Source organism: Nocardia sp. NPDC005998 (genome assembly GCF_040614395.1).
Classification (GTDB): domain Bacteria; phylum Actinomycetota; class Actinomycetes; order Mycobacteriales; family Mycobacteriaceae; genus Nocardia.
Map to the genome: position 1 here is coordinate 66379 of NZ_JBEXUI010000037.1, position 20443 is coordinate 86821.

Below are 20443 nucleotides of genomic sequence, written 5' to 3' on the forward strand. Positions count from 1 at the left end.
ATCCAGCAACGTCACATTCGTATCGGCGCCGAAATCGGCTGTTCGACTGCTACGCGACGGCCTCGATGGATCTGGTCACCCGCTACGACTACCGGGAACTGGCCGCGATCGCCGACTCCGCTTCGAAGCCGCCGACCACCAGCCCGCGCTCCCGCAGAAAACGACAACACGCCCACGATCACCCGACAAGCCCCGGTTTCCATTGGCCAAGAACACGTGGGGTGCGCGGACTACCGGGATATGTACGGATGCCACTGATTTAGTGCGTGTCTCATGTGGGCCTCATCTGGTCATTCCGGCGAATGCAGGGCGATGTGGGAGGCGGTTCTAAGCTGTAGATCCATGAACAGTTACCGGAGGATCGGGCAGTGGCTCGCACTCACCTGCGTCGCTGTGGTCTGCGCCATCGCGTGCAATGCGTCGGCACCGGAACCGGCACCGGAATCTGCCACGGCCACAACGGTTGCCAAAACCGCCTGCGCCGATCCGGCCGGTGCGGTATTCACCACCGATCGTTTGCCGGATCGGCCGTTTACGGTTCGGATCCCGCAGTTGCCCGGCTGGCAACGAGAGCAGCGGGACGACACCGGCCCCGCATTGACGATCCGCCGAACCGACCCGCAATCGGGACGAACCCGCAGCGCGACGATCACCGTCAATCTGCGCGAACCGCACAGGCGCACCGTCAGCTACGTCGAGGGTATGGCCACCCCTCGAGGCTGGAAAAAGGTGCTATCCGAAACCATCGAGGTATGCGGCTGGTCCGGCCGTCGAATCGCCGGGACGACCCCTGCCCAGAACGCCGACGAAGTCGCCGTGTACGGCGACTCCATCTTTTTCGATTACGATTCCGGTTCCGGTGACCAGACATACCCGATCGGGCTGTACGCCGAGGTAGCTGCCGCCGACATCGACTTCTACCGAGCAGACCTGGACACCATCCGCAACGGCCTGCAAATCCTGCCGTAAACGCTCAGCCAGAGCCTGCGCGCGCCGACCGTGGCGTTCGCACCGTTTCCGCAGCTCATCGGCGGTCTCGGTGTATGACACCAGCACGTCGATCGCGAGCCCGGTGCTGCGCTCTAGCGCAACCTTGATCGCTGACCCGGTGAACGGCGCCGAAACAGCGAGGACCAGTGGGCCAGAGACCACGGCTATACGTAGACGCCAAGTAGATGGCCCATGTTTGCGCTCGGTGCCATAAGGCCGTGCCTCATGTCGCCGATTTCGCCGTTGCCTTCGCGAGTTTCTTGTAGTCGGTCAGTGTCGCAGCCAGGGTGAGAAAGGCGAGGAAGTGGGTGGCCTTGCGGTCGTAGCGGATGTTGAGCCGGTGGTAGCCGGTCAGCCAGGAAATCGTCCGCTCGATCACCCAGCGGTGTCGGCCGAGCCGGTCGGAGGGTTCGATGCCCTTGCGGGCGATCCGCACGCCGATGCCGCGATGGCGGACCCATCGGCGCGGCTCGGCGGTGTCGTATGCCTTGTCCGCGTGCAGTTTTCCCGGTTTGCGACGACGCGGGCCGCGCCGCGAACGTACGGTCGGGATCGCCTGCACAAGAGGTTTGAGCGCCTCGGCGTCGTTGGTATTGGCCGCCGAAATACCCACGGACAAAACGACTCCCGTGCGATCGGAGAGCACATGGATCTTCGAGCCGGACTTGCCGCGATCGACCGGGCTCGGACCGGTCATCGATCCCCCTTTTTTCGCTCGCACCGACGCCGCATCGATCACCGCCCGCGACCAGTCGATCAAGCCCTGGGAGCCCAACTTGTCCAGAATCACCCGATGTAGCCGCCGCCACAGGCCCGATTCGGTCCACACGGTGAACCGGCGATGCGCAGTCGGAACAGTCACCCCGAATGAGGCGGGAAACATCCGCCACGCGCAACCGCTGGTCAGCACGAACACCACCGCGGTGAACACCGCCCGCTCCTCGACCGGCGCGGTGCCACCGCCTTGGCGGCGAGGCTCGAACTGCGGCAACAAGGGCTCGACCAAAACCCACAGCTCATCTGGCACCAACCACCGCGACAACTCGTCCACCACGGCCAGACATAATGCGGCATCCGCCGCCGCCTACATCCTCTCCACCCACCCTGTGGCGCTGGGGACAACCCAGGTGCTGGCCGTGATGATCGGCCACATCCTCGGTGTCGGCGCTGCTCACGACCGCCGCCGCAAGCGCACCGGCTACCTGGTCAACCGGCTCTGATGCTGACCATGGTCGGCTTCACTCGCTACCTTCTGTTCGAGTCCTGACGCTACGTGAGCATTGCGCGTGCCGCGATGTCGGAAGCACTCGATATCTGTGGTACGGAAAGGAAGTCGGGATCGGCGTAGGCGGGTTCCGGATAACTGTAGTAACCCTGCCCGGACTGCAGCCCGAGCTTGCCCTGGTCGACGAAGTTCGCCTTCAGATAGGCGGCGTTGGCGCGCATCTGCTGGTCGTCATTGTGCACTCCCCAGTAGGCGAGCACGTCGTAGGCGGTCTTCATGCCGATCACGTCGAGTGTGCCCATGGGCCCGCGTGGGGCGCCCCGGTTGACGATCATGTAGGTTCGGTCGACGTCCTCCGGTGTGGAGACACCGTTGGTGACGAGTGTTTGGGCGGCGTTCAAGAGCGGGACCACCCAGGTGTTGAGTACGTATCCATGCTGCTCCCGGTGCACCGGAATGGGAACCATGCCGATCTCGATGGCGAATTCCGTGATCTGCGTCAGGGTGTCGGCAGCCGTACCGGGATGAGCCATGACCTCGGCGACGTTCAACGCCCAGATCAGGTTCGCGAAGTGCAGCGCGCAGTACTTGTCCGGACGGCCGGTGGCCTCGGCGAAGTCGCGAGGCAGCAGCGTCGAAGAGTTCGTCGCGATGAGTGTGTGGGCGTCGAGCAGGCCCGCCATCTCGGCGTACACCTTCGTCTTGACTTCCGGGATCTCGGGGACGGCTTCGATCACGAGGTCCTGGCCGGCCACTGCCGTCGCCAGATCGGTGGTGTAGGTGAGCCGGGCTCGAGCATCGGCCACATCCTGCATCGACGCGCCGATCTCGGCGAGGTAGATAGCCGCGTACTGGCCGTGAGCTCCGCGGCAGAGGTCGAGCGCTTCTTCCGAAATGTCGTAGACGACAACAGTTTTACCCATGAAGGCCGAATGCCAGGCGATCTGTCCGCCGAGAACTCCGCCGCCGAGCACGGTGATCTTGTCGAGCGTTGACATGGATGTCTCCTCTGATTGATTTTCTTGATTCGATTGCTGCAAGCGCTTCGCGGCCTCAGGCGAGATGGCATCGAGGCCGCTCTCGATATGGATCCGCGACCCAGGGCCGGCCGCTGTTCGGCGTCGAGGCCCGGATCGTCGTTGACAGCGGCGCCGCGCTCCCAACGACGGTGTCGCCGTCGGCGAACTTCAGGTCAGGAGATGCGAACCTCGGCGCCGGCGAGAAAGGCCAGTACGAGTTGGGCGAACTTATCGGGGCACTCGATCTGCGGCATGTGGCCGATGCCGGCGAACAGGTGGGTCTCGGCGTGCGGCAGCAGCTGGCGTGCGGTGACCAGATGGTGCGCGGGAAGGACGCGGTCGAGGTCTCCCCAGACGGCCAGAGTGGGTCGAGGATGCTTCGCGACGGACGCGATCAGCTCGGTCCGCCATTCGCGCCTGACTCCCCGGCCGGTCGCCAGCGCACGGGCGGTCTCGTACGTCACGTCGCCGGGGTCGGGCTGCTCGGCGATGGCGAGGGCGTGGTCGATCCGCTCCTTTGTGACCAGGGACTTGTCGGCGAAGATCAGGCGCTCGTTCATCTCCGCCGCGAGGCGGGTGGTGTGCCGAGTCGCCAGGTACCCGATGCCGGGCACGGCCAGCAGCCGCAGCGCCATGGCGACCTGCGAGCCGAATCCCGCACTGTTGACCAGCACCAGGCTTGCCACCCGTGCCGGCTCGAGAGCGAGCAGTTGCAGGGCCACGGCACCGCCGAGCGAGTTTCCGATGACATGCACGCGCCGCTCCTCACCGAGGGCGGCGAGCGTGTCCGCGACCCCGCGGGCGAGCACCGGCAGTGTGATGCGTTCCCGAGGACGGTCCGAGAAGCCGAACCCCGGAACGTCGAGGGCGATGACTCGGTGGGTTCGGGCCAGTCGATGGAACTGTGGTGCCCAATCTTCGAGGCTGCGGCCGATTCCATGCAGCAATAGGACTGGCGCGCGGTCGGGATCGCCGTCTATTCGCACGCGAACGCGTCGACCGTCGAGCGGGATGTAGGTCGGCGTGCTCATGCCATCGCACCTTTCAGCGCGGGGGCTTCGAACCGAAGGAGGCCGTCGTCGATGGGGTCGTCGAGGAGCATCTTGGAGTCCTGCTCGTAGTTCATCAGAACTTTCCACGGCGGCTTGGATCCTTGACGCGGCAGTGTGTTCTTCGCGCGTTGTACGTAGCCGGACTCCAGCGAGTCCAAAATGCCGTCGTCCGTTGCGGAGTTCTCGATATCGCGGGGTGTTGCCACGGTGTGGCCGTGATCGTCCATGTGCTTGAACAGACGACACAGGTAGGCGCCTGCGATATCGGACTTCAGCGTCCATGGGGCGTTGGTGTACCCGAAGACCCAGGCCAGATTGGGAATGCTCTCCACGAGCAAACCCTTGTACGTCATCCGGTCGTGCAGCTCGTGCGGCTCACCGTCCACGGAGAGCGCCATCCCGCCCAGCATCTGGATGTCGAGACCGGTGGCGGTAACGATGATGTCGGCCTCCAGTTCCCGCCCCGATTGCAGCAGGATGCCCTGCTCGGTGAAGGTGTCGATCCGATCCGTGACGATCGAGGCATCGTCCGACGCGAGCACCCGGAACAGATCACCGTCGGGCACCGCGCACAGCCGCTGGTCCCACGGTAGGTAGTTCGGCGTGAAGTGGCTCATGTCGACGGAGTCGCCGAGATTGCGTCGCACCTGCCAGAGCAGGAACCGGCGCATCTGCCGGGGCCAGCGACGGCAGGCCCGGTAGAGCTGACGTTGGATGACGATGTTCCGTTTGCGACCCATCGCATACACCCAGTCCTGCGGGAGGAAGCGACCCAGCACCTGGGAGATTCGGTCGAAGGCGGGCAGCGAGAAGACATACGACGGGGAGCGCTGCAACATGGTCACGTGCTGGGCGTCGCGAGCCATCGCCGGCACCAGGGTGACGGCGGTGGCGCCACTGCCGATCACAACGACCTTCTTGCCGGAGTAGTCCAGATCTTCCGGCCAGTGCTGGGGGTGGATACACCGGCCGTCGAATCGCTCCACGCCGGGGAAGGCCGGGAGGTAGCCCGCGTCATAGTTGTAGTAGCCGGTGCAGCTGACGAGGTAGCCGCAGGTGAAGATGCGCGTCTGCCCGGTCGCCTCGTCCAGGGTGGTCACGGTCCAGCGGGACTCGGGTGTCGACCAGTCCGCGGTGACGACTTTCCGGCCGTAGTGAATCTTTTCGTCGATGCCGAACTGCCTCGCGGTATCCGCTATGTACTCCCGGATCGACCCGCCGTCGGCGAGTACCGTCAGGTCGCGCCACGGACGGAACTTGTACCCGAAGGTGTACATGTCGGAGTCCGAACGAATGCCGGGGTAACGAAACAGGTCCCAGGTGCCGCCCAGCCGCTCGCGTCGCTCCAGCACGGCGATGGTCTTATCGGGGAAGGCAGCCGCCACCTGCGAGGCCGTGCCGATGCCGGACAGGCCGGCACCAATGATCAAGACGTCGAAATGTTGTGCGTTCATGGCTTCCTCTTGCTTCTGCGTGCTGTGTTCACAAGACGCTGTAGAAAGAGGATGACTGTGCGCCACGTCACAGATCTTGACAGTTCCCGACAGATTTTTATCATTTCCCGACACAAGGAGGTGGTCGCATGGACACGGTGATCCGTGCCGCAGCTCTGTTGGGGTACCGCGAGCTGGTGAAGGAGCTCGGTGCTGACCCGGAGCCTTTCTTGTCGCGCTTCCACATCCAGCCGGGCGTCGAGTACCAGGAAGACGCGTTCGTCTCCTTCCAGGCGACCGTTCGTCTGTTCGAGGCGAGCGCTGCCGGCCTGGATTGTCCGGACTTCGGGCTTCGCCTGGCACGCTGGCAGGGCCTGCACATCCTCGGACCCATCGCGGTGATCGCGCGGAATGCTCAGACCGTGCTCGGTGGACTGGAGTCGATCGCGCGCTATCTACACGTCCATTCTCCGGCGATGAAGCTGACGGTCGCGCGCACTACGGAGGCCGACGTCGGGTTCACCTACGAGATCACCGAGCCGCCTCCCCTGGAGATACCCCAGGGGTACGAGCTGAGCATGGCTGACGCCGTTCGCATGATTCGCCTCCTCGGCGGACCTGACGCGCGCCCCAGCTCGGTTTCATTCGTGCACGGCCAGCTGGGCTCGGACGCTGCCTATCGAGAAGCGCTGGGTTGCACCGTGCTCTTCGGGCAGCCGTCGTGCGGGTTCGAGCTGCCCCTGGAATTGGCAGACCGGCGTATCCAGGGCGCGGACGCCGAGACCAGGCGCATCGCGACGAAGTATATGGAGGCCCAATACGTTCCGAGCAGTGCGGCGCTGTCCGAACGCGTGGCCGAGCTGGCCCGTAAGCTGCTGCCCACCGGTCAGTGCAGCGCCGAGGTCATCGCCGACGAACTGGCGATGCATCCGCGGACGCTGCAACGACGCCTGGCCGACGAGGGGCTGAGCTGTCAGGAACTCATCGAGCGGGTACGCCGCAACCAAGCGGCGAAATACCTTGCCGAACCGGGGCTGCACCTCAGCCAGATCGCGGGCCTGCTCGGCTACGCCGAACAGAGCACCCTCAACCGCTCATGCCGACGATGGTTCGGGATGACACCAAAGCAATACCGAGCGGACCTGCCGCCGCCGACCCCACGAGACCTGTCTCGAGCAACCGCGACCACCTGACCACCAGCGACGGCTACGCCTGCAACCGCGGGGTAGACGAGGGAACCGTCCGGGAGTTCCAACGTCGATACGGTGATGCCTCGGCATCAAGCGGCCCGAGGCATCACGGAAATCTTTGTGCTGCTTGCTATTTCTTAACGCGCCGAAGGCAGTCTCCGGACTCACCGGGCGGATTCAGTGTCTCCCGTTCCGATCGCGGCGCACGGCGGGGTGCGTGCGAGCGAGAACCACCACCGGGATGACTCGATCGGTGGCCGTCTGGTACTCCACGAACTGCGGAAGCAGCTCCGCCATGCGGTCGTATAGCCGTTGCCGTTCCAGTCCCTCGGTCAGCAGTTCGGCGACCACGTCGACCGCTTCTGTCCCGATCTCGACCGTGGCCTGCGGCTCGGCACGTAGATTGTGGAACCACGCGGGATGCTCCGGCGCACCGCCCTTCGACGCGATCACGACGATCCGGTCGCCGTCGATAAAGTAAGCCAACGGCGTCACCCTCCGCTGCCCGGTCCGAGCCCCCACCGTATGCAGCAGAACGGTCGGCTGCCCACGCAAGGGCTCCAAGGTGACTTGCCCTCCATTGCGCCGGAAATCCTCGATCAACTGCACATTGAACGCCGCCACGCCATCGGCATCGTACTCAGTCACTATCACCCTCCTCCTGAGCCCGCCGCAGACCAAGCGCGACGGGCACTCACCCCAACATATCGGACCGGTGACAACCTTCGATGCCGCCGACCGGCGTCTGCTGCAACCACACCTGCCGGATCCGGCCTTCCCGCGCCGAAGTACTGTCCAGCCTTCCCCGAGCGGTCCGTCTCGATCTGCGCGGCCGACCGGTTCAGCGCGGCGTTCTTCACCGACTACAACCACCATCACCGGCGCTCTGAGATCGGACTACACACTCCCGCAACGGTTCACGACGGCACAGCCGTTGCGAACCGCACCGAACGCCGGGCCGCCTACGCGGCCAACCCCGCCCGGCTCCGGCTGCCACCGACCCCACCTCCGCTGCCGAAAACTGCCTGGATCAACCAGCGCCCGAAGGCGAACATCAACACAGAATTCGTGGCCTGATCGGTCTCACCTGGCTTGACAGCTTCCGGACCTCCGCGCTCTCAGCTGGCGTGAAGGATCCGAAAGCGATTGGGCTCAGCCGGATCTCGATCAACGACTTGGATGGGCGTCCAAGCCCATTGCCAAACGCTGATGCCTGGCGCGCGGGAGAACCGGATCGGCCCGCGGGTGCCTTCGACTGCAACGCGCGGCCAGAATTCGGCAGTGCGCGCCCGGTCCGCGCCGTGAGAACGCAGCACATCGGCGAGGACGGTGACCGTGTCGTAGCCCTCGAAGGCGACGAAGGAGGGCGCTTCGGCTAGCCGCTCGCGAAGGGCCGTCTCGACGCGTGCACCGAGTGGGCTGAGGCGCTGAGGTAGGTAGCGCAAGAACGGGATCGCTGCACTGTCGTCGCCCAGCAACCTCGCCCATTCGGCGAACTCGGGTTGCCCGGCCGGAGCACCGATCATGATCTCGGCGAGGCGCTGGTCGCGGCGGACCGACTTGACGATCGATACTGCCGGCTCCGGGTGGCCGACCAGCAGAAGCAGGGCTGTCGCGCGATTGTCGACGAGTTCGTCGCACACGGCCGTAGGGGCGAGCGCGGGCATGTCGAGTTCGATGACGGTGCCCCCCCGTGGAGCGAGGTAGTCCCGCAGAATCTGGGCCCCAGATGCCCAGTAGACACTCGACTCCGCTGCTATGGCGATTCGACTGTGGCCCGCACTGAGGAGGAAGTCTGCGTAGATCTGCCAGCCGTGGGATTGCGCCGGGGCGAGGCGCGCGATCCATTCCGTTGGCTGTTCGGTGAGCGCGTCGAGAACCGCTGACGAGCAGAGGAACGGCACACCGAGAGCGTCGGCCCTGGCGGCAGCGGCGCGGGCGACGACGCTGTGATACTCCCCCGCCAGGGCAGCCACGCCCAGGCGAGCCAATTCATCCACGGCCGCCGCGGCCCTCTGTGGATCAGCCGCGGTGTCTCGGACCACCAGCTCGAGCGGTTTCCCGTCGATCCCGCCGGCGTCATTGACTTCGCGAACGGCCAGCTCGAGTCCAGCAAGCAAATGTTGGCCTGCCTCGACCCAGCCAGGCCGAGTCAGCGGAACGAGAGCGCCGATCTGGACCGATGATCCGTCACTCCGCGCCACTCCAGATGGCGATGTCGGTGTATTCATGTGTGGGCGTCTCCCGTGTGATGATTCGGTTGCAGTGTGCCCTGATCGCAGAGTGACAAGGCTGGCAGTACGCGTTCATCTCATCTGAGGTTCTCTCGCTAATCCGGAGAGCGGACTATCTGGTTCCGGCTGGAACCGGTTGATGGTAGCTGGCTTCGAACTCGTTGGGTGACCGCCAATCCAGTTTCGCCTGGATGCGCTGGGTGTTATGCCAGCCGTCGATGTAGGCGAACAGCGCGTTCTCCGCGTCTTCCCTTGTGCGCCAAGAGTTCCGATACGCCAGCTCGGTCTTCAACGTGGAGAAGAAATTTGTCCGAATTACGGCCACGCTCAGTTATTGATGACAACATCGACCACGGCGTGCGCGATCTCGCGCAGATCGCTGTCGAGGACCGTCGACCAATAGCCTTCCCAGTCGGCGAGTTTCGGGGTGTCGCGCTCGGCACCGCGGGCTATCATGCGTTCCCTGATCTGCGCGGCCGAGCTGTCCATCCATACCGTGTGCACCGCAAGCGATTCCGATGCCGACGCCGTCATCCGCAGATGCTGCGCCAGGGAAACGCCGGTATCAGCCGAACGTCGGATCACTGACAGAAACGGTGCATCCAGTACCACCGGATGCCGGACGCCGATCCCGAACCCGGTACGGACCAGCCCGTCATAGATACCCGGAGACACAACCGACCGGTAGACATCGCTGTCACGATCGAACGGATCACCACCTAGAGCCCGCATCACATCCTGCTCGAGACGCGGCGCGAAACTGTCCTTGTCCAACACGCTCGCATGCAACCTTGCAGCGAGATATGCTGCGGCCGTGGACTTCCCGGAGCCAGGAAACCCACAGACCACCAAGACGCCGCGTCCAGCCGCTGTCGCCACAGCGCGATTCAACGCGACTATCACGGACTCAGGAAGTATCCCCACCTGAGCGACCGTACTCAGCGATCACGCCGCAGGGAGCCCCGTGGGTGGATGACGCGTGGTGGCAGATATGCGGCTGCCGATCTTGCGAGAGGGGCCTCGAGTGGATCAGCCGGGGGCCGAGGTAGCGGTTCGGCAGTCGAGCACCTCCGTCCAGTTCATTGGTGGATCCGATCATCGAGCAGCACCGGCAGCGCGGCAGTTTTCCCCTCCGAAATCCTGCCCAGTAATAAAGACTCAGAGCTTGCTTCGTGCTCAGTTCCCGCAGTTCCGCACTCTTCCCGGGCGCAATTCCGCCCCATACCGCATCTCCGCATTGATCTTCCCAACGGTGGGGAGGCAGTAATTTTCGAGGCGGCTGAGCTCGACTGTGTTTGACCGGCCCTTGATCAAGATCAGGAGAGATCGAGTGTTGGAGTACGAACTCGTGCCGGCGAAGAAGCCTGAGCTGGTTTCTGTGATCATTGCTGTGTTCAATGGTCTCCCGTTGCTCGACGAACAGCTGGAAAGTCTTGCCGCACAAGACTATTCGGGACCATTCGAGGTGATCATCAGCGACAACGGTTCCAGCGATGGTTTGCCTGGGCATCTCGAAGGACACCCGTTGGCCGAGCGGCTGCGTTTGCGCCGTGTCGACAGTTCCGATCGCGCTGGTGCGCCGCACGCCCGCAATGTTGGCGCGGCAGCCGCAGGTGGCGATTTCCTGGCTTTCACCGATCAGGACGATCGGGTCCATCCGGGATGGCTGAGCGCACTGGTCGAGGCTGCCGCGGACTACGACGCGGTCGGCGGTCCGATCGAGGTCGTCTCCTTGAACAGCCCGAAGGTGGCCAAATGGCGACCATCGCCGCCACCGGAGGAACGCTTCCCTTCACACTATTTGTACTGGATGCACGGCAACAACATGAGCATGTGGCGGACCACCTTCGAGAAGGTTGGTGGATTCGACGAGACCATGGTCTACGGTGACGACCTCGACATGTCGTGGACGATTCAGGAGGCCGGTATGACGCTCGGGCACGCACCGGGCGCCATGGTTGCTTATCGGCTGCGGCCGACGCTGCGGGCGGCTTGGCATCAGTCCGTCAACTATGGCCGCTCTCAAGTCGACGTGTATGCCAAACATCGACCGAACGGCTGCCCGCCGTATCCATTGCGCGGAACATTGATAACTCTCGCGGTCGTGCTGTTTTGTAACCCAGCTTTCGTGTTCATGCGCAGATGGGTTCCGTCTGGACTGTGGATGCTGCACACCGGAGTGCTGGCGGGCCGTATCCAAGGGTCCTGGCGGCTGCGCACTTTCGATTACCTGTAGTGCCACGCGACTGCTCTGGTCGCAACACCAGTGCGGATCCGGGTCGTGCGGCAGTGGTCGCAGGTGCGGATCACATCGGGGTTTTTCGCTTCGACAAGATTCCTTGGAGAATATCGGATGTCGTTGTCACGTCGGGGATTTATGGCAGCGGCCACGTTGGGCGCTGCCGCGAGTGCGACCGGTGTGTTGCCGGCGCACGCCGAACCGCAAGCGGTGGCGCCCGGTGAGCTGGACTATCAGCGGCTGACCCTACGGGGATACAACCGGCGATTCGTGGCGCAACCGAAGCGGATTCACATCCCTTCGGGCACTGGCGAATTGCAGGAGGCGGTGGCGCGGTCGGTGCGGGATGATCTGCGGATCGCGATCCGCTCGGGTGGGCACTGCTTCGACGATTTCGTCGACAGTGCCGACACACGAAGTCTGATCGATCTTCAGCGGCTGAACACTGTCGGTTGGGACGACCAGTACAAGGCGTTCTCGGTCGGTGCGGGCGCGGATCTGGACTCCGTCTACCGTGGGCTGTCTCGGTGGGGTGTGACAATTCCCGGCGGCATATGCCGGGCCGTCGGTGTGGGCGGGCACATCAGTGGCGGAGGCTACGGACCTTTGTCGAGGCAGTACGGTCTGGTCGCCGACCACTTGTACGGGGTGGAGATCGTCACAGTCGACGCACGGGGAGAGTCCTCGCTGATAGTCGCGACGAAAGATGGCCCGCATCGAGATCTGTGGTGGGCCAACACCGGTGGCGGCGGCGGCAATTTCGGCGTGGTATCCCGATTTCTGTTGCGCTCACCGGATTCCGACGGGACCGATCCGGCGCTTGCGCTCCCACGCCGGCCCGACGGTGTGCTCGTCGGGCGGCTGTTGCTGCCGATGCCGGTGGTCACCGAGGAATCCTTCGTGCGGTTTCTCGGCAACTACCTCGACTTCCACTCCCGATATCGCGAGCCCGCGAACCGATTCGCCGGGTTGTACGCGCGGCTCATCTTCCGGCCACTCATCGAAGGCTTCGCCGACCTACTGATCTTCTCCTACGGAGAGCCCCGCGACGCCCAGTCCCAACTCGACGAATTCCTTGCCACAGTCACCGACGGGGTCACGCCCGCACCCGTGTTGCTGCCACCCACCCGGCTCAGCTATGCCGACAGCATCGAGCAGTACTACGCGGCCCCGACAAACCCGGCTCGGGTCAAGATCAAGGCCGCCATGCTGCGCCAACCGTATTCACCCGAGCAGCTGCGAATCCTCTACCGCGCGCTCGTCGGCCTGACCGTGAACGGTGAATCGTTCGTGGAGTTTTCACCATTCGGCGGCGCGATCAACGCCACCGCACCCGATGCCACCGCCATGCCCGCCCGAGATTCATTCATGAAGATGCTCATCCATGCCACCTGGCGAGATCCCAGCGACGACGACCGGTTCATCTCCTGGGCACGAACCACCTACGGAAGCATCTACGCCGACACCGGCGCAGCCCCGGTCCCCGACGACCGAAACGGCGGCAGCTACATCAACTACCCGGACCCTGACCTCGCGGACCCCGTCTGGAATACGTCGACCGCACCCTGGCACGCCCTCTACTACGGAGACAACTACACGCGGCTCCAGCGCATCAAAGCAGAGTCGGATCCCAAAAACATATTCCGCCACAGGCTTTCGGTCGAACCTCGATGATCCGGGAGAACACGCATCTGTCCGAGGGCCGGCCAGCCTCGCTCAGCTCTGCCGAAACCTCCAGCGGCACAAATACATTGCGAGCATTCACCGGACTCCGCCCAATACGCGGCTGATCACACCGAGGTCGGCTCGCTGAGCATCACCGCGATCTCTCAGCGGGGGCGGAGGGAGGATCGGTCAGTGGCATGCCGAAAGCGGCGAACAGCGTTGGTTCGAGAAAGACGGTGATAGCGGCGACCCCGCTGGCGCCGGTAGTGATCACGTGTATCGAATGGGCTTCCAGGATGCCGCCTGCGCCCCGACGGTATTCGGCGACAGCGGGTTGTCCGTTCGCGGCGGTCGGGATCAACATGAGATCGCCAGGCTTGGCGAAGGCACGTTTGGCGAGGAACCGAGTCACCGCATCGCGTCCGGTGAACCACACCGGCACCGGCGGCATTTCGAGCCTGACGTCGGCCGCCAGTAGCTCGGTGAGGGCTGTGAGGTCGGCGTTCTCGAATGCCGCGCAGTAGCGGTCGAGCAGGTCACGGCGTTCGGCGTCTTCCGGTTCGGTCACGTTTTCGTCGGTGGGGGCCACCTCGGCGAGATGGGTGCGGGCACGCTGTAGGGCGCTGTTGACTGCGGAGGAAGTGGTATGGAGCACTTCCGCCACCTCGGCGGCACTGAACTGCGCGACGTCGCGCAGGATCAACACGGCTCGCTGACGCGCGGGCAGCTCCTGCATGGCCGTCACCACCGCCAGCCGGACGCTTTCCCTGGCGACAAGTGCCGTTTCCGGTGTCAACGCGTCCGGCAGCGGCTGCATCCATCGGTGCGCACCGGCGTCGGCGTCCAGACCCGCATTTGGGTCGATTGAGCCGGCGCCCAGTCCAGCCGGCAGCACCCGGCGAGCGCGGTTCTCCAATGCGCGCAGGCACGCGCTCGTCGCGATGCGGTACAGCCAGGTGCGCAGCGCCGCGCGTTCTTCGAACGCCGGATAGCCGCGCCAGCCGCGCAGGTACGTCTCCTGGACAAGATCCTCGGCGTCGTGCACCGAGCCGAGCATGCGATAACAATGCGCAATCAGTTCGGCACGGAACGGCGCCGCCTGCTCGATGAAATCCTCCTGGACCGGCACGGTCGTACTCCTAGGTCTCGGCGTGATGAGGATGGGCGCCCCTACCAGTACAGATACGTCCGGCGAGCGAAATTCATCGGTCGGCACGCCACCGATCGCCGAGAAAGTACATCGGCAACCAGACCGATTGGTCGGCGCCGCACCGATGAATCGCAGCGCCGCGGCGTATCTGAATTAGTGGGGGCCTCGAGCACATCACGAACGAAAGCGAATACGACAATGAACGAGACATTCGAGCCCAGCACATTCGAGCCCAGCACATTCGAGCACAGCACATTCGAGCACAGCGGCCTAGAGGGCACGACGGCGATCGTGACCGGAGCCGGCCGCGGATTCGGGCGCGGTATCGCCAGGGCGCTGTCGGCCGCCGGTGCACACGTCGTCGGCGTCGCCCGGACCAGCGCGCAGCTCGATACATTGCACGACGAACTCGGCGGCAGATTCACCGCGGTGGCCGCGGACGCCGCCGATCCCGCGACGGCCAGGCGACTCCTCGACGAGCATCGCCCGCGCACGGTGGTCCTGTGCGCGGGGGCCGCTCCGCGGATGAGCCCCGTCCAGGATCAGACGTGGGAGACCTTCAGCCAGAACTGGAATGTCGACGTAGCACAGGCGTTCCACTGGATTCGCGAAGCGCTGCGGCGCCCGCTGGCGCGCGGCAGCTCGGTGATCGCGATCTCCAGCGGCGCCGCGATCAACGGGTCGCCGCTCAGCGGCGGCTACGCCGGAGCGAAGGCCACCGTCAGGTTCATCACGAGCTATGCCGCCGTTGAGTCGGAACGGGCCGGTCTGGGGATCAGGTTCGTCTCCGTCCTCCCTCAGTTGACCCCCGCCACCGATCTGGGGGCGGCGGCGGTGGCGGCCTATGCCGAGCGGCAAGGAGTCGACGCCGACACATTCGTGCGGTCCTTGGGACCCGCCCTCACCCCGGAGCAGGTGGGCAAGTCGGTTCTCGAAATCGCGACCGCTGAACACCCGGTCCACCACACGAACACGCTCACCTCCGCGGGCATATCACCACTGGGCTGAACGACCAGAACAGACGGGAAGGGCATCGCACAATGAACACACCGCCGATCGTCTCGCCGCAGGAGTGGCAGGCAGCGTGGCAGCAGCTGCTCGTGAAGGAGAAGGAGCTGACCCGCGCACGTGACGCGCTGGCCGCCTTGCGACGGCGGATGCCATGGCAGGCCGTGGACAAGGAGTACGCGTTCGAGGGACCCGAGGGCAAGGTAAGTCTGCTCGACCTGTTCCAGGGCCGGCGTCAGCTGATCGTCTACCGCGCCTTCTTCGAGCCCGGCGTGGACGGCTGGCCCGACCATGCCTGTCGCGGCTGCTCCATGATGGCCGATCACGTACCCAACCTTGCCCACCTGAACACCCGCGATACCACCCTCGTGTACGCCTCCCCCGCGCCGCAGGAGGACATCGAGCGGTTGAAGGCCCGGATGGGCTGGGAAATGCCGTGGTACACGATCACCGACGACTTCGACGCCGACTTCGGCGTGGACGAATGGCACGGCACGAACGCATTCATTCACGACGGCGAGCGCGTCTTCCGTACCTATTTCATCAACAATCGCGGCGACGAGGCATTGGGGACCACGTGGAGCTACCTCGACATGACCGCGCTGGGACGCCAGGAGCAGTGGGAGGACTCACCGGAGGGCTACCCGCAGACCCCGCCCTACGAATGGTGGGACTGGCACGACGCATATGGCGAGCACACGCCGTCACGGTGGTTCGGCGACCCCGACCCGGACAACCCCGACGACCAACGGCCGCCGAGAGCCGACTCGAAGAGCCGCGACTCCACATGATCGACAACATCGTGCTCCGGTTGGTGCTTTCCGGGGTCTTCGCCGTCACGACCGCGCACTACCTCTGCGGTCGTGACCGCGACACCCGCGCTACACCAACCGGATACAGGCCAACGAACGGCTCGCTGAAGACGAGAAGCACTTCATCGGCCGACCACGAACAGTCAGCCCACGTCGGCCGTCACGACCGCGACCGCATCGGCGGGACGCGATGGTTTCTCGGCGGCATCGTGACGAGGTGATGGCGCCGATTCGAACAGCAGCGCCGCGAGGATGCCGGCCACGAGGAATCCGACGGGCAGATACATGGCCTGGCTCAATGCCGAACTCAGTGGGTCCTTGACGGCGTCGGGGATGATGTCGGCGCCCATGCCCCCTTTCCCGATCTTGCCTCCCCCCAGACCGTGCGCGGACATACGCGCGGTGATCGTCGCGGCGATGGCGGCACTGCCGATTGTCGAACCGATCTGGCGCATCGCGTTGTACACCCCGGACCCGGCGCCGGCTTGGTGTTCGGGGAGGTTGCGGGTGGTCGTCGCCGCCAGCGGCGCCCAGGTGCACGCGTTGGCGAAGCCGCTGACCGCCCCGACCGCGACGAACCACGCGATCGGCGCCTCTCGGGGGATGAGGATCGACATCGCGACAATCGTCACCGCGTAGAGCGTGAAACCCACCAGGGGGAACAACCGAGGATGCGCCTTGTCACCGAATTTGCCGACCACCGGGGCGAAAACCAGCATCATGGCGGCCATCGGCGCGAAAACCAGCGCCGCCCGGGTCGGGGACAGCCCACGCACCACTTCGAGGTAGAAGTACAGCGGGACCATGGCTGCCGTCGCGGTGGCGCCGGTGGAGACGATCGCGATGTTGCCGAGCGCGAAGTTGCGGTCGCGGAACAACGTCAGCGGCAGCAGCGGTTCACTGCCACCGCGCAGCTGGGTCACCACGAAGATCGCCAGAACCACCAACCCGGCGGCGATCAAAATCCAGATGAGGGTGTCCCAGTTTCGAATATCGCTCTCCTGCAGGCCGTACACCAGCAGGAACATGCCGACGGCGCTCAGTAGTACGCCGGTGATGTCGAAGCGGTGCGGGTTGGTCGGCAGCGCCGGCACCAACCGCAGACCGAGCACGAGACCGACTACCCCGATCGGGATATTGATAAAGAAGATCCACCGCCACCCGAACGCGTCCGACAGCGTGCCACCGAGGATCGGTCCGACCAGCAGGGCCAGTCCCGCCACCGCACCCCACAGCGACATCGCCGCGCCCCGCTTCTCAGCCGGGAAGGTGCGTCTGATCACGGCCATGGTCTGCGGTGTCATCAGCGCCGCGCCGAACCCCTGCACCACGCGCGCGGCTATCAACACGCCGATGGACTGCGACAGCCCGCACCACAGCGAGGCAAGCGTGAATATCGCCAGCCCGGCGAGGTAGATGTACTTGGGGCCGAAGCGATCACCGAGACGACCGCAGGCCAGCAGCGGCACCGCGAAGGCGAGCAGATAGGCGCTGGTCACCCAGATCACCTGCGCCACACTGGCATCCAGTGCACGCAGAAGTACCGGATTGATCACCAAGACGATCATCATGTCGGCAGTTGTCAGGAAGAACCCGACGACCATCGCGATCAGCGCGGGCCACGGATTGCGTTGTGGGTCCGCACCAGGACGTTCCACCTGAGTTCGAGACATGGATGCAGCCTCGCAGCGACAGCTGAGTCTGTCAATAAGATCCAGCATCTAGACTGCTGCCATGACACAGCCGCACCCACCCGCCATGGACTGGTCCACCGAGAACGACACGGTCTCCCGCGCGATGGAGATCCTCGGCGAACGCTGGACAGTGGTGGTACTGCGCGAAATCTTCAACGGCATCCGGCGTTTCGACCAGATCCGCGAGCACGCGGGCGTGCCGAGACAGGTGCTGACCAATCGCCTGGCCGGGCTCTGCGAGGTGGGTTTGCTTGTCCGCCGGCCTTATCAGGAGCCCGGCGAGCGCAAGCGCCACGAATACCGGCTCACCCCAATGGGATTCGATGTGTTTCCGATCGTGGTGGCGATTCGTCAATGGGGCGACCGCTACCTAGCCGATCCACAGGGGCCGCCGGTGATCTCGCTACACCGAGAATGCGAGGCCGAGGTCGGTGTCCAACTCGTCTGCGCCGCCGGTCATCACATCGACTCCCCTCGTGACGTGGCATTCCGGCCGGGTCCGGGAGCGCGCTCGACCGCACCCGCTGATCCAGCGTGAGCACCGATCGTTCATCACCCGGCCACCCATCTCACCCGCGGACCCATGGCTCGTCAACCCCGGTTGCGGGGGTGCGGAGCAGTCATTAGGTTCCACTCATGAGTTCAGCTTTTCCGCGCTTGTTGTCGCCACTCCAGGTAGGGCGGGTCACGCTGCGCAATCGTGTGGTGATGGGTTCGATGCACACCGGGCTCGAAGACCGGGATTGGCATATCGACCGGCTGGCCGCGTTTTTCGCCGAACGGGCCCGTGGCGGCGTCGGCTTGATCGTCACCGGCGGATATTCACCGAACCGCGAAGGATGGCTGTGGCCCTTCGCCTGCGCGATGATCACCGAGGGCGACGCGCAACGCCACCGGGTCATCACGGACGCGGTGCACGAGGCGGGGGCCAAGATCGCTTTGCAGATCGTGCACGGTGGGCGCGATTCGAATATCCCGATCAATGTATCGGCCTCGGCGGTGGCGTCCCCGCTCACTGCGTTCGAGCCGAAGGCCATGACCGAAGAGGGCATCGAATCGACGATCGCCGACCACGTGCGTTGCGCCCGGCTCGCGAAGGCAGCAGGTTATGACGGCATCGAATTGATGGGCGGCGAGGGCTTCCTGATCAATCAATTCCTCGCGCCGCGAACCAATCACCGCACCGACCGCTGGGGTGGCTCCGCCGAGAACCGGCGGCGGTTCCCGGTCGAGATCGCGGCGCGGACCCGGGCCGCGATGGGCGAAGACTTCCTCCTCATGTTCCGGCTATCCATGGCCGAATTCGTCGAGGACGGGCAGACCTTCGAGGAGATCATCGCGCTGGCCAAGGAATTGGAGGCCGCCGGGGTCGACGTCATCAACACCGATATCGGTTGGCACGAATCGCGGGTGCCGACGATCGCCACCTCGGTGCCACGGGCCGCGTTCGTGGGCTATACCGCCGAACTCAAGACCCACGTGTCGATTCCGGTCTGCGCCTCGAACCGCATCAACATGCCCGAGGTCGCCGAGGAGATCCTGGAGCGGGGCCAGGCGGATCTCATCTCGCTGGCCCGACCGATGCTGGCCGATCCGGAATGGGTGAACAAGGCCGCCGAGTCCCGGGTGGACGAGATCAACACCTGCATCGCCTGCAACCAGGCCTGCCTCGACCACACCTTCACTCGCCAAACCGTATCCTGCCTGGTCAATCCGCGGGCCTGTCACGAAACACTGCTGCAGTTGCTACCCACCCGGCACGCCAAACGCGTCGCCGTCGTCGGCGCGGGCCCGGCGGGGTTGTCGGCCGCGATCGGGCTCGCCGAGCGCGGTCATCACGTTGAACTCTTCGAGGCATCCGACACCATCGGCGGCCAGTTCGACCTCGCACGGCGTATCCCGGGCAAGGAGGAGTTCAACGAGTCGATCCGGTACTTCCGCCGCAAACTCGAATTGAACGCTGTCACGGTGCATTTGAACACCCCCGTCACCGCCGAGCAGTTGGCCGGCGGCGGCTGGGACGAGGTCGTCGTGGCGACCGGCGTGCGACCTCGCGTGCCCGATATCCCCGGGATCGACCACCCGATGGTCCTGTCCTATCCGGAACTGATCCGACAGGAGCGCGCCGTCGGCACGCGTGTCGCCGTCATCGGCGCGGGTGGAATCGGTTTCGACGTCAGTGAATTCCTCGCCGTCGACGGTCCGGCCGCGCTGGAACTCGACGAGTGGCGGCACGAGTGGGGTGTCACCCACGACCATCGCGCGCCGGGACAGTTGACCGTGCGCAGGCACACTCCCGCTTTGCGGGAAGTGACACTGCTGCAACGGAAGTCGGGACCGTTCGGGCTGAGTCTGGGCAAGTCGACCGGTTGGATCCATCGCGCCACCTTGGAGGCGAAAGGCGTCGAGCAGATCGGCGGGGTCAATTACGAGCGGATCGACGATCGCGGCCTACACATCAGTTTCGGTTCGAACCGGGACGGCAGGCGGGTGCTCGAGGTCGACAACGTGATCGTGTGTGCCGGGCAGGAATCGGTGCGCGATCTTCAGGACGAGCTCGAATCCCTCGGTGTGCGAGCGCGTCTCATCGGCGGCGCCGAGGAGGCCAAGGAACTGGACGCCAAACGTGCGATCGAGCAGGGCACGCGGCTGGCGGCCGAACTCTGAGTCACCGTACGAGGGCCGGGGGGGGGTGGTGTTTTATACTATGACACCCCCCCCCAGATATTCAC

At 64.7% G+C, this 20443-nt stretch carries 19 protein-coding genes; 9 read left to right on the plus strand and 10 right to left on the minus strand.

The genetic code is table 11. The features are described 5' to 3' along the window. The first annotated feature begins 273 nt into the window (after positions 1–273). On the plus strand, positions 274–969 hold the full coding sequence (locus tag ABZ293_RS33765; protein WP_355187381.1) for a hypothetical protein: 696 nt from the start codon (positions 274–276) through the stop codon (positions 967–969). A gap of 244 nt (positions 970–1213) precedes the next feature. Here ABZ293_RS33765 and ABZ293_RS33770 read toward each other — a convergent pair whose 3' ends face one another. Next, the gene (locus tag ABZ293_RS33770; protein WP_355187414.1) at positions 1214–2032 is read right to left on the minus strand and encodes an IS5 family transposase; all 819 of its coding nucleotides are present in this window, start codon (positions 2030–2032) and stop codon (positions 1214–1216) included. Between ABZ293_RS33770 and ABZ293_RS33775 the strand changes: the two genes are divergently transcribed. Then, positions 1914–2210, plus strand: coding sequence for a hypothetical protein (locus ABZ293_RS33775; protein ID WP_355187416.1), 297 nt, complete (start codon positions 1914–1916; stop codon positions 2208–2210). The genes ABZ293_RS33770 and ABZ293_RS33775 overlap by 119 nt on opposite strands. Positions 2211–2259: 49 nt before the next feature. On the opposite strand, the gene ABZ293_RS33780 is transcribed toward ABZ293_RS33775, so the two are convergent. From ABZ293_RS33780 to ABZ293_RS33790, 3 genes are all read right to left on the minus strand, one after another. Then, positions 2260–3213: a 3-hydroxyacyl-CoA dehydrogenase gene (locus ABZ293_RS33780; protein ID WP_355187383.1), complete on the minus strand. Its 954-nt coding sequence runs from the start codon at positions 3211–3213 to the stop codon at positions 2260–2262. Positions 3214–3407: 194 nt separating this feature from the next. Then, on the minus strand, positions 3408–4265 hold the full coding sequence (locus ABZ293_RS33785; RefSeq protein WP_355187385.1) for an alpha/beta fold hydrolase: 858 nt from the start codon (positions 4263–4265) through the stop codon (positions 3408–3410). Beyond that, entirely contained in the window at positions 4262–5740 is a 1479-nt protein-coding gene (locus tag ABZ293_RS33790; protein WP_355187387.1) for an NAD(P)/FAD-dependent oxidoreductase, read from the minus strand. The genes ABZ293_RS33785 and ABZ293_RS33790 overlap by 4 nt, the downstream gene beginning before the upstream one ends. A gap of 128 nt (positions 5741–5868) precedes the next feature. Between ABZ293_RS33790 and ABZ293_RS33795 the strand changes: the two genes are divergently transcribed. Continuing rightward, a complete protein-coding gene (locus ABZ293_RS33795) occupies positions 5869–6912 on the plus strand; it encodes an AraC family transcriptional regulator (RefSeq protein ID WP_355187388.1) in 1044 nt (347 codons plus the stop codon). Between the two features lie 174 nt (positions 6913–7086). Here ABZ293_RS33795 and ABZ293_RS33800 read toward each other — a convergent pair whose 3' ends face one another. The 4 genes from ABZ293_RS33800 to ABZ293_RS33815 all read right to left on the minus strand — a co-directional run bounded on the left by ABZ293_RS33800 (position 7087) and on the right by ABZ293_RS33815 (position 10067). Further along, a complete protein-coding gene (locus ABZ293_RS33800) occupies positions 7087–7557 on the minus strand; it encodes a nitroreductase family deazaflavin-dependent oxidoreductase (protein ID WP_355187390.1) in 471 nt (156 codons plus the stop codon). Between the two features lie 470 nt (positions 7558–8027). Further along, on the minus strand, positions 8028–9140 hold the full coding sequence (locus tag ABZ293_RS33805) for an ABC transporter substrate-binding protein (protein WP_355187392.1): 1113 nt from the start codon (positions 9138–9140) through the stop codon (positions 8028–8030). A 115-nt stretch (positions 9141–9255) separates the two neighbouring features. Beyond that, a complete protein-coding gene (locus ABZ293_RS33810; protein WP_355187393.1) occupies positions 9256–9468 on the minus strand; it encodes an IS3 family transposase in 213 nt (70 codons plus the stop codon). A gap of 2 nt (positions 9469–9470) precedes the next feature. Further along, on the minus strand, positions 9471–10067 hold the full coding sequence (locus ABZ293_RS33815) for an ATP-binding protein (protein WP_355187394.1): 597 nt from the start codon (positions 10065–10067) through the stop codon (positions 9471–9473). 406 nt (positions 10068–10473) lie between these two features. Here ABZ293_RS33815 and ABZ293_RS33820 point away from each other — a divergent pair, with 406 nt between their 5' ends. Together ABZ293_RS33820 and ABZ293_RS33825 are read left to right on the plus strand one after the other, a co-directional pair. Beyond that, positions 10474–11379 carry a glycosyltransferase gene (locus ABZ293_RS33820; protein WP_355187396.1) on the plus strand — a complete coding sequence of 302 codons (906 nt, stop codon included), beginning with the start codon at positions 10474–10476 and terminating at the stop codon, positions 11377–11379. 141 nt (positions 11380–11520) lie between these two features. Beyond that, positions 11521–13056, plus strand: a complete 1536-nt coding sequence (locus tag ABZ293_RS33825) for an FAD-binding protein (protein ID WP_355187398.1) — start codon at positions 11521–11523, stop codon at positions 13054–13056. Between the two features lie 142 nt (positions 13057–13198). Here the strand turns inward: ABZ293_RS33825 and ABZ293_RS33830 are convergent, their stop codons facing one another. Continuing rightward, positions 13199–14176, minus strand: a complete 978-nt coding sequence (locus ABZ293_RS33830) for a sigma-70 family RNA polymerase sigma factor (RefSeq protein WP_355187400.1) — start codon at positions 14174–14176, stop codon at positions 13199–13201. A gap of 219 nt (positions 14177–14395) precedes the next feature. Here ABZ293_RS33830 and ABZ293_RS33835 point away from each other — a divergent pair, with 219 nt between their 5' ends. Together ABZ293_RS33835 and ABZ293_RS33840 are read left to right on the plus strand one after the other, a co-directional pair. Beyond that, positions 14396–15205, plus strand: coding sequence for an SDR family oxidoreductase (locus ABZ293_RS33835; RefSeq protein WP_355187402.1), 810 nt, complete (start codon positions 14396–14398; stop codon positions 15203–15205). Positions 15206–15237: 32 nt separating this feature from the next. Continuing rightward, on the plus strand, positions 15238–15996 hold the full coding sequence (locus ABZ293_RS33840; RefSeq protein ID WP_355187404.1) for a DUF899 domain-containing protein: 759 nt from the start codon (positions 15238–15240) through the stop codon (positions 15994–15996). A 164-nt stretch (positions 15997–16160) separates the two neighbouring features. Here ABZ293_RS33840 and ABZ293_RS33845 read toward each other — a convergent pair whose 3' ends face one another. Beyond that, a complete protein-coding gene (locus ABZ293_RS33845; protein ID WP_355187406.1) occupies positions 16161–17690 on the minus strand; it encodes a DHA2 family efflux MFS transporter permease subunit in 1530 nt (509 codons plus the stop codon). Positions 17691–17751: 61 nt separating this feature from the next. Here ABZ293_RS33845 and ABZ293_RS33850 point away from each other — a divergent pair, with 61 nt between their 5' ends. Both ABZ293_RS33850 and ABZ293_RS33855 read left to right on the plus strand, forming a co-directional pair. Next, a complete protein-coding gene (locus tag ABZ293_RS33850) occupies positions 17752–18249 on the plus strand; it encodes a helix-turn-helix domain-containing protein (RefSeq protein WP_355187408.1) in 498 nt (165 codons plus the stop codon). A 98-nt stretch (positions 18250–18347) separates the two neighbouring features. Further along, complete coding sequence (locus ABZ293_RS33855; protein WP_355187410.1) at positions 18348–20378, plus strand: NADPH-dependent 2,4-dienoyl-CoA reductase; 2031 nt, start codon at positions 18348–18350, stop codon at positions 20376–20378. The last annotated feature ends 65 nt before the right edge of the window (positions 20379–20443 follow it).

Bases quoted from the DNA above. Each gene is read 5' to 3' on its own strand.
- ABZ293_RS33765 (WP_355187381.1), top strand. From the start codon at position 274: ATGTGGGCCTCATCTGGTCATTCCGGCGAATGCAGGGCGATGTGGGAG.
- ABZ293_RS33780 (WP_355187383.1), bottom strand. From the start codon at position 3,213: ATGTCAACGCTCGACAAGATCACCGTGCTCGGCGGCGGAGTTCTCGGC.
- ABZ293_RS33785 (WP_355187385.1), bottom strand. From the start codon at position 4,265: ATGAGCACGCCGACCTACATCCCGCTCGACGGTCGACGCGTTCGCGTG.
- ABZ293_RS33790 (WP_355187387.1), bottom strand. From the start codon at position 5,740: ATGAACGCACAACATTTCGACGTCTTGATCATTGGTGCCGGCCTGTCC.
- ABZ293_RS33795 (WP_355187388.1), top strand. From the start codon at position 5,869: ATGGACACGGTGATCCGTGCCGCAGCTCTGTTGGGGTACCGCGAGCTG.
- ABZ293_RS33805 (WP_355187392.1), bottom strand. From the start codon at position 9,140: ATGAATACACCGACATCGCCATCTGGAGTGGCGCGGAGTGACGGATCA.
- ABZ293_RS33825 (WP_355187398.1), top strand. From the start codon at position 11,521: ATGGCAGCGGCCACGTTGGGCGCTGCCGCGAGTGCGACCGGTGTGTTG.
- ABZ293_RS33835 (WP_355187402.1), top strand. From the start codon at position 14,396: ATGAACGAGACATTCGAGCCCAGCACATTCGAGCCCAGCACATTCGAG.
- ABZ293_RS33840 (WP_355187404.1), top strand. From the start codon at position 15,238: ATGAACACACCGCCGATCGTCTCGCCGCAGGAGTGGCAGGCAGCGTGG.
- ABZ293_RS33845 (WP_355187406.1), bottom strand. From the start codon at position 17,690: ATGTCTCGAACTCAGGTGGAACGTCCTGGTGCGGACCCACAACGCAAT.
- ABZ293_RS33850 (WP_355187408.1), top strand. From the start codon at position 17,752: ATGACACAGCCGCACCCACCCGCCATGGACTGGTCCACCGAGAACGAC.
- ABZ293_RS33855 (WP_355187410.1), top strand. From the start codon at position 18,348: ATGAGTTCAGCTTTTCCGCGCTTGTTGTCGCCACTCCAGGTAGGGCGG.